Below are 13,861 nucleotides of genomic sequence, written 5' to 3'. Positions count from 1 at the left end.
CTAGCCAACCCCGTCCGGTGGCCAAGCCGGAGCCAAACTTCATACAGTTAGCGGATCTTCCGCTGCGTCCTGAGCTTGTCGGGGCGGAGCCGTACGGGGCTCCACAGCTTGACGTCCCGGTCTGCCTGAACGTCAACGAAAATCCGTATCCGCCGTCGGAAGCGGTACGCAAGGGCATGGCCAGGGCTGTTGCCAAGGCTGCCAAGAGCCTTAACCGCTACCCTGACCGGGAAGCCACCAGCCTTCGCGAGGACTTGGCTCGATATATCGGATTTGGCGTCAGTAGTTCTCAAATTTGGCCTGCTAATGGCTCCAACGAGGTCATGACCCACATTTTGCAGGCATTTGGCGGCCCGGGACGCACGTTGCTGACCTTTACACCGACCTACTCCATGTATCCCGAGTACGCCCGCAATACTCACACTAACTACGTCACTCGCCCTCGCAATGCCTCCTGGGGACTGACAACCGAAGAGATTCTTTCGGCAATCGAGGAAGTCAAGCCGGATGTCGTTTTGTTGACTACTCCGAATAACCCCACCGGCACCACCATCCCGGTTGTCGTCATTGACGAAGTATGCGCTGGCACCGACGCCATTGTGGTCGTTGACGAGGCATATCAAGAGTTCACAGATGCTCCGGAAGACTCTTCGATCGCACTGCTTCCTAAGTATGGTCGGCTCATTGTGGTGCGCACTCTGTCTAAAGCCTTCGCCCTGGCGGGCGGCCGACTGGGTTATGCGGTAGCTGCACCAGCCGTGGTCGACGCACTGCGGACGGTCCGTTTGCCCTACCATCTCTCTGACGTGTCACAGGCAGTGGCGAGAGTCGCCCTCGCTCACGCCCCCGAGATGCTCGCCCGAGTCGACGAGCTACGCGATACCCGCGCAAACCTGGAGGACTGGCTGCAACTGCACGGGTTGGACGTCATCTCCTCGCAGTCGAACTTCGTCCTCTTCGGCAGGTTCGCGGATCGTCACGCGGTATTCCAGGCGCTGCTTGATCGTGGCGTGCTCATCAGAGAGGTCGGACCAAGCGGATACTTGCGTGTTTGCGCCGGAACCCCACGTCAGACCGACGCTTTTCGTACGGCTTTGCTCGACGTCCTTCCCACTGCGCCGCGTCTCGTCCCTGAGGAGAATCAATGACCCACCGTCGCGCTCATATCTACCGCGAGACCTCGGAATCCACTATCGACGTCGCCATTGATCTCGATGGAACGGGGGAGTCCGCGATATCCACCGGTGTTGGCTTCTACAACCATATGCTGACGGCATTGTCGAAGCATTCAGGTATCGACATAACAATCACCACCACTGGCGACGTTGAGATCGATGGTCACCACAGTGTTGAAGATACGGCTATTGCTTTGGGGCAGGCTCTTGCTCAAGCGCTGGGGGACAAGCGTGGTATCACCCGTTTCGGTGACGCCATGGTCCCCCTTGATGAGGCCCTCGCCCAGTGCGTTGTCGACGCTGCTGGGCGGCCATGGGTGGAGTGCTCGGGAGAGCCCGAAGGGCAAGCCTACGCCCGTATTGGTGGTTCTGGTGTGCCTTACCAGGGGTCGATGACATACCACGTCGTGCAGTCCTTGGCCCTGAACGCCGGTTTATGCGTCCACCTACGTCTGTTAGCAGGGCGCGACCCCCATCACATCTGCGAGGCCCAGTTCAAGGCACTGGCCCGCGCACTGAGAATTGCGATAGCGCCGGACCCCCGCAATGCCGGTCGTGTGCCCAGCACTAAGGGCACTCTCAATGTCTGATCCAGTGCGGGTCGGCGTTATCGACCATGGCTCAGGAAACCTTCATTCCGCTGAACGTGCACTACGTCAGGCGGGTGCTGAGGTTACTGTCTCCAACGACCCGGATGCCCTACTCGATACAGACGCCCTCGTCCTCCCCGGAGTGGGGGCGTTAGCGGCGTGTATGGCGGGGCTGCGCGTCATGGGTGGGCACTGTCTCGTCCATGAATGGGTTGACGAAGGACGACCGCTGCTGGGTATCTGCGTAGGCCACCAAATGCTCTTCGAGCGCGGATGTGAACGCGACGTTGACGTCGAGTGTCTTGGTGTTCTCCCTGGCGTCGTTGAGGAGTTGCCGGCAGAGCGACTGCCCCATATGGGATGGAACACGGTGACACCAGCCACCGGCTCAGCCCTATTTCATGACGGGGACGAGAGGTTCTACTTCGTCCATTCTTATGGCGTGGTCGTTTCTGGCCCTGACGACCACTTCACCACCGCTACCCATCAGGGAGCGACCTTCGTCGCGGCTGCGGAGTGTGGCACGGTGACGTCTACCCAGTTTCATCCCGAGAAGTCAGGGGAAGCAGGTCTCGCTTTGCTTCAACGCTGGCTGCATCAGCTGAGTTGATAACCTGAGCCTGTGACCGGAGAACTCACACTGCTTCCAGCTGTTGATGTCCAGGGCGGTCGTGCCGTCCAGCTGCAACAAGGGGTGGCCAGTTCCGAACGGGTATTTGGCGACCCTCTCGACGTCGCTCAGAAGTGGCGAGGTTTGGGAGCCCAGTGGATTCACCTGGTTGACCTTGACGCTGCCTTCGGACGTGGGTCTAATACTGAAATCATCAGTAGCATCGTCAAGCAGATGGATATCAACGTTGAGGTTTCGGGCGGTATTCGTGACCAAAGGAGTCTCGAGTCCGCGTTATCCGCCGGTGCGACCCGGGTCAATATCGGCACAGCTGCCCTGGAGGACCCACAATGGTGTGACGAAGTCGTCGGGTGCTACGGCGAACAAGTAGCCATTGGCTTGGACGTGCGTGGCGATCAGCTAGCTGCTCGTGGATGGACGTGCGAGGGTGGAAAGGTTCTTGACGTTCTGGCGCGATTGGAGGATGCCGGATGTATGCGATACGTCGTCACCGACGTCGCTAGTGACGGTATGCTAACTGGTCCTAATTACGAGCTTCTCGGGCGGATTTGCGCTCGTGCCGAGGGCAAAGTCATCGCCTCAGGTGGCATCGCTACATTGGAGGATTTGCGACGCTTGCGCGGTCTAGTCCCGATCGGTGTTGAGGGTGCAATCGTGGGGACGGCTCTGTACGTCGGCAACTTCACTTTGCCTGCAGCCTTGGAGGTTTGCCGGGCCCCTATCCCGGCTGACTCGTCCCCAATGCCTGATTCCGACTGAGCGTGGGCTTATCTGGGGTCTTCCTTCGCCTGATTCGTTTTCGGGCCGGGAGTGTAGACTAACCTATTGTGTGCGTAGGCTCGTCCTGCGCCGGATGCTTGGCCCCGCTGGGCCGATAATTGCGATATTCGAGGAAGGGAGACACCGTCCATGAGCGGTCACTCCAAGTGGGCCACCACCAAGCACAAGAAAGCGGCCATTGACGCCAAGCGCGGCAAGCTTTTCGCTCGCCTGATTAAGAATATTGAAGTGGCTGCTCGCCTCGGTGGTGGAGACCCATCGGGCAACCCGACCCTCTACGACGCCATCCAGAAGGCGAAAAAGAGCTCAGTTCCCAACGACAACATTGCCCGTGCCGTCAAGCGTGGGTCCGGCGAAGGCGCCGACGCCGTCAGCTACGAGACAATCATGTACGAGGCTTATGGTCCCGCCGGTGTCGCCATCCTCATCGAGTGCCTGACCGACAATCGCAATCGCGCCGTTTCTGACGTCCGCGTGGCCGTCACCCGCAACGGCGGCACTATGGCTGATGGTGGTTCCGTGCAGCGCCTTTTCCAGCGCAAAGGTGTCGTCTCGGTGTCCAAGACCTACGAGGTTGAGGAAGGCCGCAAGACAGAGACGCGTGAGGTCGATGAGGATCAGCTCATGGAGGCGACCATTGACGCCGAGCCCGAAGACATCGTTGATGAGGGTGAGGTTTTCGAAATCATTTCGGATCCGAACGCTGTCGTCGATGTCCGTAAGGCCGTCCAGGATGCCGGTATTGATTACGACTCCGCCGAGGTGTCGTTCAAGCCAGACTTCACTCAGCCGGTTGAGCTTGACGATGCTCGCAAGCTTTACAAGATTCTGGACGCCCTCGAAGATCTCGACGACGTCCAGAACGTGTTCTCCAATGCTGACATCCCCGCAGAGGTTGGGGCAGCTCTTGACGAGGAGGAGTGAGCATTCCCGAGTCGACCTCCAACTCGCGTGTCACAAGGGTCATGGGGGTCGACCCTGGTCTCACCCGGTGCGGTGTTGGTGTCGTTGAAGGTGGGCTGGGAGTGCCAGTGAAGCTCATTGCCGTGGGTGTCATCCGCACTCCTGCTGACCTCGACCATGCGCACCGACTGCTGCGCATCCATGACGGGCTGGAGGAGTGGCGTGACCACACCCGCCCCGATGCCATCGCCATCGAAAAAGTGTTTGCTCAGCACAACCGCAATACGGTAACTGGTACCGCTCAGGCGGCAGGAATGGCGATGATGATCGCCGCCCGGCATGGTCTTCCAGTCGCTCTTCACACTCCGAGTGAAGTCAAAGCGGCAATCTCGGGGTCGGGGCGAGCAGACAAGGCTCAGGTGGGCCTCATGGTGGCACGAGTGCTGCGGCTTTCAGCCCCTCCCAAGCCTGCTGACGCTGCTGATGCCGTTGCCCTAGCGATATGCCACCTATGGCGTGGCGAAGCCACGAATCGCTTAGAAGCCGCTGTGACTGCGCAACGACGCGGTCGACCCGCGCCTCGTATATGGAAGGATCTTGCTCGGTGATTTCCCACCTTTCCGGTAAGGTAAACGCCGCTGGGCTGACTTGGGTTGTCCTTGACAACTGTGGCGTCGGCATCAAGGTGCTATGTCCTCCTGCCACTGCCGCAAGTGCTCGCATCGACCAAGATATGTCCCTGCAAACCTCCCTGATTGTCAGGGAGGATTCCCTGACTCTTTACGGGTTTGTCGAGGCTGACGACCGCGATGCTTTTGAGCTGGTGCAGACCGCGTCGGGAGTCGGGCCTAAGCTGGCTGCGGCGATCATGAGTGTCCTCGACGCTGCTCAGCTGGCCACGGCGATTGCCAACGAAGATGACGCAACCCTGTGTCGAGTTCCCGGTATAGGTCGCAAAGGCGCTGCGAAAATGATCCTTGAGCTCAAGGACAAAATGGCAGCTTTTGCCCCACGTGGATCCTCGTCGAGTGGGGCCGCCCACGTGGCGGCGTCGTGGCGAGAGCAGGTAGCAGAGGGGCTGGTTGGATTGGGCTGGCCAACTAAGGACGCAGAGAAAGCCGTCGATGAGGTGGCTGCTCTCAGGGAAGCCGATCCAACTATGACGATCGGCAGCCTCATGCGAGCGGCATTGCGTAGTTTGGCGCGGTGACATGTCGGATGGCTCTGGCAGACTGATAGACGTCGTCAGGAAGGAGGATGTCGGTGGAGCACTCGCCCGTCGATCCGTCGGCCGAACCCCCTGAAAAGGCTGAGGAAGCGGCCCTACGTCCTGGCGCGCTAGCAGAGTTCGGGGGACAACAGCGAGTTGCCGACCAGTTGGGACTGGTCCTTGCAGCGTCAAAGTCGCGTGGCACGGCCCCTGACCATGTGCTGCTGTCGGGGCCACCCGGTCTCGGTAAAACTACCTTGGCCATGATTATCGCCTCCGAAATGTCGGCACCCATCCGTATTTCTTCTGGCCCTGCCATTCAGCACGCCGGGGACTTGGCTGCGATCTTGTCCTCGTTAGTACCTGGTGAAGTGTTCTTTCTTGATGAGATCCATCGGATGTCTAAGCCCGCCGAAGAAATGCTCTACCTGGCTATGGAGGATTTCCGGGTCGACGTCGTTGTCGGTAAAGGGCCAGGAGCTACCGCGATTCCAATTGATATTCCGCCGTTCACCCTGGTAGGAGCGACGACGCGAGCCGGCCTGCTTCCTGGGCCCTTGCGCGACCGCTTCGGTTTTACCGCTCAGCTCGACTACTACGAGGTAGCCGACCTCGAACGGATTGTGACGCGATCGGCCGGGGTCATTGGAGTTGAGCTTGCAGACGGCACAGCGCACACGATTGCATCGCGGTCTCGCGGTACGCCCCGTATTGCTAACCGATTGCTTCGACGGGTCCGCGACTGGGCGGACGTCAATCGTGAGTCCCCTGTAACGCCGCACGGTGCCCAGACTGCCCTCGACCTCTACGAGGTTGACCCGTTGGGCCTGGACCGCCTCGATAGAGCCGTTCTCAGTGCGGTGTGTTTAAAGTTCGGGGGCGGACCGGTAGGTCTGTCGACCCTTGCTATTAGCGTGGGAGAAGAGCCACAGACCGTTGAGGAGGTTGCTGAACCTTTCCTGGTACGACTCGGTTTTCTCATGCGCACCCCGAGGGGACGCGTCGCCACCGATAGGGCCTGGAGACATCTCGGCCTTGAACCGCCTCCTGACAGCTCTAGTGAGGGGCTGTTCTGACCACATTAACCGAGCCGGGGTAGCATGACCCCGGTCACACCCGAAGACAAGGAACTTTCTATGCCCCTTCTCGCTAGCCCGCTGGGCGGATTTATGCCCCTGCTGATCGTTTTCATCCTTCTCATTGGATTCACGGTGTGGCAGGGCAAGAAGCAGGTCAAAAAGCAGCAGAAGGAGCGCGCTCAACTCGAGTCGCGACTTGAGGTTGGCGCCCGCGTCGTACTTAACAGTGGTTTGTTCGTCACCATCACCCATCTCGGGGACAAGCAGGCCGTCGTTGAGCTTGCCCCGGGGGTTGAGGTAAGCGTCCTTAAGCAGGCGATTGTTCGGCCCGCTGGTGACGAGGAAGAATTTGCGTTTGCCGATGACGTCGCGCCCGAGAACTCGACGGCTCATGACGAGGACGTCGCCACTGATTCGGCGAGTGATGCACTGACTTCTCCCGAGGCCTCCGCTGTGGCTGCTCATACCTCCGACGAGCAGCCACAAGCCTGATACCCACCAAGATCAAGGAACCCATTCGACGTGGCAACGAAAAAGCGAACACATCATCCCGGTAGGACCCTGGTGATCTTTCTAGTGGTCATCATTGTCATGTACGTACTCATGGGAGTGATGCGTACCTGGTCGCCCAAGCTCGGCTTGGACCTTAGGGGCGGCACCTCCGTCACTCTGACGGCCAAGACGGAAGACGGCAAGGCTCCCTCGGCGACGAGCCTTGAGCAAGCCCGCCTTATTATCCAACAGCGGGTGAACGCGCTCGGCGTGGGCGAGTCTTCGGTAAGAACGATGGGTGACCGCAATATTGTCGTCTCTGCCCCGAACGTCGAGAGTTCCAAGCTTGTGGAAATGGTCGGTCAGACTGCGCAGCTCGGATTCCGTATGGTCTATGCGGAGGAGCCGGTAAAACAGAAGAGCCCGACTCCCGAACCGGCAAAGCCATCTACTCTTCCTACCGCTGATCCTAACGCCAAGGCCTCGGCGGCCCCGGAAGCGTCTGCCAGCCCCAAAAATGACGCCAAACCCAGTGCCCCAAAGTACAACGAGAAGGATCCCCAGTCGGCCGCCAAGATGGTAAAGGCCGCCCAGGAGTGGAAACCCACCCCTGAAGATCAAGGAGCCTTCGACAACTACAAGTGTGCGAAATCGGTCGATTCGCCAGGCGATAAGCCGCTCGTGACCTGTGACCGTGAAGGAACCACGAAATATTTGCTGTCCCCGGTCGCCATCACCGGTACCCAGGTGGCCAGTGCTGATTCAGGCATCCCGCAGGGTCAGTTGTCCTATGTGGTTAACCTTAAATTCAATTCCATTGGCACCACCTCTTTTAGTGACGCTACGACGTACCTGTGTTCCAAAATGAGCCCGCAGAATCAGTTTGCGGTCGTCCTCGACGGTAAGGTCATTTCTTCTCCTCAGCTTGATGGCAGTAAGGGTGCGTCCTGCCCGATCAGCGGTGGTCAGGCTGAGATCTCTGGTCACTTCACCCAGGACAGCGCGGCTGATCTTGCGAACGTGCTGAAGTACGGTGCTCTTCCGCTGTCATTCGATATATCCAGCGTTGACAACATCTCGCCCACCCTGGGAGGTGAGCAGCTTCGTGCCGGCATGATCGCGGGCGTCATTGGCCTTATCTTGGTCGGCGCCTACTGTTTACTGTATTACCGGGGCCTAGGCCTGGTGGCTATCAGCTCCCTGATTGTCGCCGGTATCACCACCTACGCTGCCATGGTGTTGCTCGGCGAGGCCGTCGGATTCACTCTTTCGCTGGCCGGAATCGCCGGCGCGATCGTGGCCATCGGCGTAACAGCAGACTCTTTTATCGTCTACTTCGAACGTATCCGAGACGAAATCCGTGAGGGACGTACGTTGCGCACGGCTCTGCAGACTGGTTGGTCAAAGGCCCGAGGCACGATCCTTATGGCCGACGGCGTGTCACTGCTGTCTGCCATTGTCTTGTTTGTGTTGTCAGTGGATCAAGTGAAAGGGTTCGCGTTCACCCTTGGTTTGACCACGGTTATCGACCTTGTCATTTGTTTCTTTTTCACTCACCCCGTCGTGACTCTGTTGGGACGCACGAGGTTCTGGGGCCGGGGTCAACGCGGCTCTGGCCTCGAGGCAGAGCATATGGGCGTCACTGAAAGCCAGCTGCTCGGTCGGAGAAGCCGGCGATTGGTTCCGAGAGCAAAGCGGACCATCGAGTCGAAGGAGGTCTGAGATGACTGACGGCAAGAACACCCAGACCTCGTCTAGTGCCGCGAAGCGTCCCAATGATGGCGTGAGCGGTAAGAAACGCAGGCATGGTTTCACCCATGCGTTGTATACCGGAGAAATCTCCTATGGATTTATCGAGCGCCGCAAGGTCTGGTATACTGTCACGGCAATCATCATCGTCATCTCACTTATCGGCCTGCTAGTACGCGGCCTCAACCTCGGTATCGAGTTCAAGGGCGGCGTGCAGTTCCGGGCTCCGGCCCACGTCGCTGCTTCGACTATTGATGACGTCCGGAAGTTGGTGTTGTCCTCGGGCGCCCCCGATATGGACGCGACCGAGGTCGTCAGCCTCGGCTCGGATGCCGTCCAGGTGCAGACCCGGGCTCTCACCAGCGATGAGACGACGAAGGTCCAAGAGGCCATTGCTAAGGCCACCGGGACGAAGACGAGTTCTGTCGCCTACTCCAAGGTTGGTAGCCAGTGGGGTGAGCAGATCACCAGTAAGGCCATTAAGGCGTTGGTCGTCTTCCTGGTCTTGGTGATGTTGCAGATCTGGGCCTATTTCCGGCACTGGAAGATGTCCATCGCCGCCTTGATAGCTCTCGTACACGACCTCATCGTCACCATCGGCATCTATGCACTGGTCGGATTCACGGTGTCACCGTCAACTGTCATTGGTCTCCTGACGATTCTGGGCTATTCGCTATACGACACCGTTGTGGTTTTCGACAAGGTGCGCGAGAACGTCCAGGACATCGAGAAGCGCGATTACACCTTTGCTGAGGGCGCTAACCGAGCTATCAACCAGGTGCTAGTGCGGTCCATTAACACCACCATCGTCGGCGTGCTGCCCGTCGCCTCGCTGCTTTTCGCCGGCGCTTTTGTGCTTGGTTCCGGGCCGCTGGAGGACCTTGGTCTCGCCCTGTTTGTCGGCATGATCGTCGGTGCGTACTCCTCGATCTTCATTGCAACCCCAGTGTTCACACAGTTGCGCGAGCTTGAACCGGCTATGAAAGAGCACACCGCCCGCGTCCTGCGCCGCCGTGAGCGGGCCACTCAGAAAGGCCCGCAGGTTACCGCTGAGACTGTGGCTGCGGAAGGTCTGCGCAACGTTACGACTCTGACCAGGAGCGATCGTCACCAGCCACGTCGTTCCGCCCGTGCCGAGAGGAAGAAATGACCTATCGCAGGGACCTTATTGCCAGCCTGATCCGGGATGTCCCGGATTTCCCAGAGCCCGGGGTCACTTTTAAGGATATCACTCCGCTACTGGCCAATTCCAATGGTTATGCGGCTGCGATTTCCGAGCTCGTCGACACTGCTTCTCGTGGTGTGGACGTCGTCCTCGGAATGGAGGCGCGCGGATTCATGTTCGCAGGACCGGTAGCCCTTTCTTTAGGAGCGGGATTCGTTCCAGTCCGCAAGCCTGGGAAGCTTCCCGGTGACGTTTACTCACAATCCTTCCTGCTGGAGTACGGCTCGGCAACCCTGACAGTCCATCAAGATGCTGTGCGGCCCGGTTCCAAGGTGCTTATCGTCGATGACATTCTGGCGACGGCCGGCACAGTCGACGCTACGGCCTCCCTCGTCGAGCAATTAGGCGCAGAACTGGTCGGTGTATCGGTGCTTATGGAGTTGTCGGCCTTAGGCGGCCGCGAGAAGCTTGATCGTGCCGGAATCGGCCCTGTCAACGCCGTCCTCACAGTCTGATTATGGTCTCGGACTCACTTAGATCCTCGGAGCGCCGCAGCATCTTTGAGCAAACCGCTCTGGTTAAGCTTCCATTCAAGGCAACTAAGCCCCTCCAGGAACTGGTTAAAAGATTGGTCTGGTCAGCGGTGTTATTGCTGACCAGTACGTTGATTGTTTGGATCGATCGAGATTCTTACATTGATTCTACCGCTGGAGACGGCGTCTCCCTTATTGACGCCTTTTACTACTCGACGGTTACTGTCACCACCACCGGCTACGGGGATATCACCCCGGTCGCGCCACATGCGCGACTTATCAACGCTTTCATCATCACGCCGCTGCGCATCACCTTCCTGGTGCTATTGGTCGGTACTACCCTCGAAATGTTGGCCAACGAGGGACGACGCGGCTTGCTCGATAGTGCTTGGAGGAAGCGCATGAGAAACCACACCGTCGTCATCGGGTACGGCACGAAAGGCCGTAGCGCGGTCAATACGCTGCGTAACCACGATGTCCCAGTCGAGAAGATCGTCGTGATTGACTCCCGACCCTCTGCCGTGGCTGAGGCCAACCGGTCTGGGCTGGCGGCCTTCGAGGGAGACGCAACTCGACGCGATCTCTTGAGGAGAGCCGAGATTAGTAAGGCGCGCGAGGTGGTCATTACCCTCAACCGAGATGACTCGGCGATTTTGACAACCCTGACGGTGCGCCAGCTCAGCCCACGCTGTCACATCGTCGTTTCTGGTCGAGAAGACGAGAACCTTCCGTTACTGCGCGAATCGGGTGCCGATGCTGTCGTCACGTCTGCAGATGCCGTGGGACGACTGCTCGGACTGTCGTCGGTCAACCCGCACGTCGGCACCGTGGTGGACGATTTGTTGTCCAGTTCGAAGGGCATGGAGGATAGTCTCCAAGAGCGAAATAGGCGCACGGCCGGCCGATATTCAAAACGAACGAGTGCTAGCCGTCATTCGAAACGACGTGCTGCGAAATTTCTACGATCCTTCAATCGGTCAATTGCAGCCCGGTGACGTGATCGTGGCTGTGCGAAAAGCCGTTCCGCGCCATATTGAACCGCAAACCGAGAGCGACCTGGTGCGCTGAGGACAGCGCTAGCGAGCTGATTTAGCTGCCAACGTTGGTTTCGCAAACGCTCTGGGCTACGCACTTAGCCGACACCGGGGGTGCGGAAAGCCACTAGAATGAAGGGCCCAATGTGCCAGGAGGTGCCCCGATGACCGATGAAAGCGTCTATGGTCCGTACAGTTCGGGCAAGGGAACCTTAGGCAAGCCGAAGCCCGGCCAGCAGCGTCCTCAGCCCCGCATGAGGATGCGCGAGCGCATTGTGCGGTGGGGTACGCCGAAGCCATCAGCCCCGCCCCAAAGCGTTACCGACCCTTTGATCTCGGTCGTGCTGGCTAACCATCCGAAGGCCGATACCACCCTCATTGAGCGGGCATATCGCACTGCTGAGCATTACCACCGCGGACAGTCTCGCAAATCCGGTGACCCCTACATCACACATCCGCTGGCAGTAACCATGATCCTCGCCGAACTCGGCATGGACGAGCAGACTCTATGTGCCGGCCTCCTGCATGACACCGTCGAGGACACTTCCTACACCAATGAACAGCTCACTGCCGATTTCGGTGAAGAAGTGGCCCTACTCGTCGATGGGGTCACCAAGCTCGACAAGGTCCAGTACGGGGATTCTGCGAAGGCCGAGACCATTCGCAAGATGGTCATCGCGATGAGCCGCGATATTCGGGTTCTCGTCATCAAGCTGGCAGATCGGCTGCATAACATGCGCACGCTGGGTTTTCTGCGTCCTGACAAGCAAAACCGTATCGCCAAAGAGACCCTCGAGATCTTCGCGCCGCTGGCTCACCGCCTCGGTATGAATGCCATTAAGTGGGAGCTGGAAGACCTGTGCTTCTCCACCCTTAACCCGAAACTCTATGACGAGATCGTCCATATGGTTGCGGAGCGGGCCCCGCAACGAGAAGCCCAGCTCAAAGACGTCATCTCGATCGTCCGGAAGGACCTTGACGAGGCAGGCATCAAGGCCACCGTTTATGGCCGGCCGAAGCATTACTATTCGATATACCAAAAAATGGTGGTGCGAGGTCGGGACTTTTCTGATATCTATGACCTCACCGGTCTACGCATCCTCGTCGATACTCCACGCGATTGTTACGCGGCCCTCGGTGTCATGCATGTGCGATGGAACCCTCTCCCTGGTCGGTTCAAGGACTACATCGCAATGCCGAAATACAACATGTACCAGTCCTTACACACCACGGTCTTGGGGCCAGGCGGCCAGCCGGTCGAGTTGCAGATTCGCACCCACGAAATGCACCGGCGCGCCGAATATGGCGTGGCAGCCCACTGGAAGTATAAGGAAAACCCCGATGCTGTCAGTCGCGGGATTCAACCGGACGGCACTGATCTTTCGTGGGTGCAGTCCCTTAACCAATGGTCCAAGGAGGAGTCTGATCCCAGCGAATTCCTGGACTCGCTGCGTTTTGAGATCAACTCCCGCGAAGTGTATGTTTTCACCCCCCAAGGCGACGTCATGAGCCTCCCGCAGGACGCCACCCCGGTTGACTTCGCCTATGCCGTCCACACCGAGGTGGGCCACCGCTGTATCGGTGCCAGGGTAAACGGCAAACTTGTTACCCTCGATACCAAGCTCGCGAACGGCGATGTCGTCGATATCCTCACGTCGAATGCGCCTGACGCCGGCCCTAGCCGGGACTGGCTGGGGTTCATTGCCTCCCCCCGTGCCCGTTCCAAGATTAAGTCTTACTTCACTAAAGAGCGCCGCGGGGAGTCCATCGAAGCTGGCAAAGACGCCATCGCAAAGCAGCTACGCCAAGCTGGGGTGCCTTTGCAGTCTTTGTTGACTGTCGAATACCTCACCGCGGTGGCCGATGACCTTCGGGTTCCCGGCATCAACGCCCTCTATGCGGCGGTAGGCGAGAACAACGTCGGTGCCCAATCCGTCGTCGAGAAGCTCATTGCACTGGGTGGTGGCCCGGAAGAGACCACCGCCGACGTCGAAGAAGAACTGGCAGTTGGTGTCAAGGCGCCGCGTCATCGCAGCAGTGAAACTGGGGTTATGGTCGACGGCGATCCGGACATGCTCGTCAAGCTGGCCCGGTGTTGTACTCCGCTTCCCGGCGATCCCATCATGGGGTTCGTGACGCGCTATGACGGCGTTTCAGTGCATCGAACGGATTGTTCCAATGCGAAGAACCTTCTCGAGCACCCGGAGCGCATTGTTTCAGTGTCGTGGTCTGACGATCAGCAAGAGGGTTATCAGGTCACCATCCAGGTTGAGGGCCTTGATCGTGCCGGCCTGTTGCTCGATACCTCTCGAGTTCTTGCTGAGCAGGGGGTGAGCGTCATTTCAGCCCATATGAGCACCTCGAAGTCTCATCTCGCCCGGTTGCGGCTCACCTTCGAAGCCCCCGATCCAACTCACCTCAAGCACCTCACCGACTCGATCCGTCGGATTTCGGGGGTTTACGACGTCTTCCGTGTGAAGTCCTGAAGATTGCTCAGATGTGCCAATGGCCCCGGATCCG

Annotated in this window: 13 protein-coding genes and 1 pseudogene; all 14 read left to right on the top strand. The window is 58.8% G+C overall.

Going from position 1 to position 13,861, the window contains the following annotated elements:
- Positions 1–17 precede the first annotated feature (17 nt).
- A complete protein-coding gene (locus F1563_RS01355) occupies positions 18–1,148 on the top strand; it encodes a histidinol-phosphate transaminase (protein WP_002526843.1) in 1,131 nt (376 codons plus the stop codon).
- Positions 1,145–1,765 (top strand): imidazoleglycerol-phosphate dehydratase HisB, encoded by a 621-nt coding sequence (hisB, locus tag F1563_RS01350; protein WP_002526842.1) that lies wholly within the window; start codon positions 1,145–1,147, stop codon positions 1,763–1,765. Before F1563_RS01355 ends, hisB begins: the two co-directional genes overlap by 4 nt.
- Complete coding sequence (gene hisH / locus F1563_RS01345) at positions 1,758–2,375, top strand: imidazole glycerol phosphate synthase subunit HisH (RefSeq protein WP_036958221.1); 618 nt, start codon at positions 1,758–1,760, stop codon at positions 2,373–2,375. Before hisB ends, hisH begins: the two co-directional genes overlap by 8 nt.
- Positions 2,376–2,387: 12 nt before the next feature.
- On the top strand, positions 2,388–3,155 hold the full coding sequence (priA, locus tag F1563_RS01340; RefSeq protein ID WP_002526839.1) for a bifunctional 1-(5-phosphoribosyl)-5-((5-phosphoribosylamino)methylideneamino)imidazole-4-carboxamide isomerase/phosphoribosylanthranilate isomerase PriA: 768 nt from the start codon (positions 2,388–2,390) through the stop codon (positions 3,153–3,155).
- 150 nt (positions 3,156–3,305) lie between these two features.
- Positions 3,306–4,100 carry a YebC/PmpR family DNA-binding transcriptional regulator gene (locus tag F1563_RS01335; RefSeq protein ID WP_002526838.1) on the top strand — a complete coding sequence of 265 codons (795 nt, stop codon included), beginning with the start codon at positions 3,306–3,308 and terminating at the stop codon, positions 4,098–4,100.
- Between the two features lie 41 nt (positions 4,101–4,141).
- Entirely contained in the window at positions 4,142–4,687 is a 546-nt protein-coding gene (gene ruvC / locus F1563_RS01330) for a crossover junction endodeoxyribonuclease RuvC (RefSeq protein WP_002526837.1), read from the top strand.
- A complete protein-coding gene (gene ruvA, locus F1563_RS01325) occupies positions 4,684–5,289 on the top strand; it encodes a Holliday junction branch migration protein RuvA (protein WP_002526836.1) in 606 nt (201 codons plus the stop codon). The genes ruvC and ruvA overlap by 4 nt, the downstream gene beginning before the upstream one ends.
- A gap of 47 nt (positions 5,290–5,336) precedes the next feature.
- Positions 5,337–6,365 carry a Holliday junction branch migration DNA helicase RuvB gene (gene ruvB, locus F1563_RS01320; RefSeq protein ID WP_002526835.1) on the top strand — a complete coding sequence of 343 codons (1,029 nt, stop codon included), beginning with the start codon at positions 5,337–5,339 and terminating at the stop codon, positions 6,363–6,365.
- Between the two features lie 24 nt (positions 6,366–6,389).
- On the top strand, positions 6,390–6,860 hold the full coding sequence (gene yajC, locus F1563_RS01315) for a preprotein translocase subunit YajC (protein ID WP_002533740.1): 471 nt from the start codon (positions 6,390–6,392) through the stop codon (positions 6,858–6,860).
- A 72-nt stretch (positions 6,861–6,932) separates the two neighbouring features.
- On the top strand, positions 6,933–8,582 hold the full coding sequence (secD, locus tag F1563_RS01310) for a protein translocase subunit SecD (protein ID WP_002526833.1): 1,650 nt from the start codon (positions 6,933–6,935) through the stop codon (positions 8,580–8,582).
- A 1-nt stretch (position 8,583) separates the two neighbouring features.
- Complete coding sequence (gene secF / locus F1563_RS01305; RefSeq protein ID WP_002526832.1) at positions 8,584–9,759, top strand: protein translocase subunit SecF; 1,176 nt, start codon at positions 8,584–8,586, stop codon at positions 9,757–9,759.
- Entirely contained in the window at positions 9,756–10,289 is a 534-nt protein-coding gene (locus F1563_RS01300; protein ID WP_002526831.1) for an adenine phosphoribosyltransferase, read from the top strand. The genes secF and F1563_RS01300 overlap by 4 nt, the downstream gene beginning before the upstream one ends.
- Before the next feature lie 2 nt (positions 10,290–10,291).
- Positions 10,292–11,375: pseudogene (locus tag F1563_RS01295) on the top strand (potassium channel family protein).
- Positions 11,376–11,505: 130 nt separating this feature from the next.
- Positions 11,506–13,827, top strand: coding sequence for a RelA/SpoT family protein (locus tag F1563_RS01290; RefSeq protein ID WP_002526829.1), 2,322 nt, complete (start codon positions 11,506–11,508; stop codon positions 13,825–13,827).
- Positions 13,828–13,861: the final 34 nt, after the last annotated feature.

Origin of the sequence: Cutibacterium modestum (assembly GCF_008326345.1) — a bacterium.
Classification (GTDB): domain Bacteria; phylum Actinomycetota; class Actinomycetes; order Propionibacteriales; family Propionibacteriaceae; genus Cutibacterium; species Cutibacterium modestum.
The sequence above is the reverse complement of the archived record's forward strand: the minus strand, read 5'-3'. Positions and strand labels throughout refer to the sequence as shown.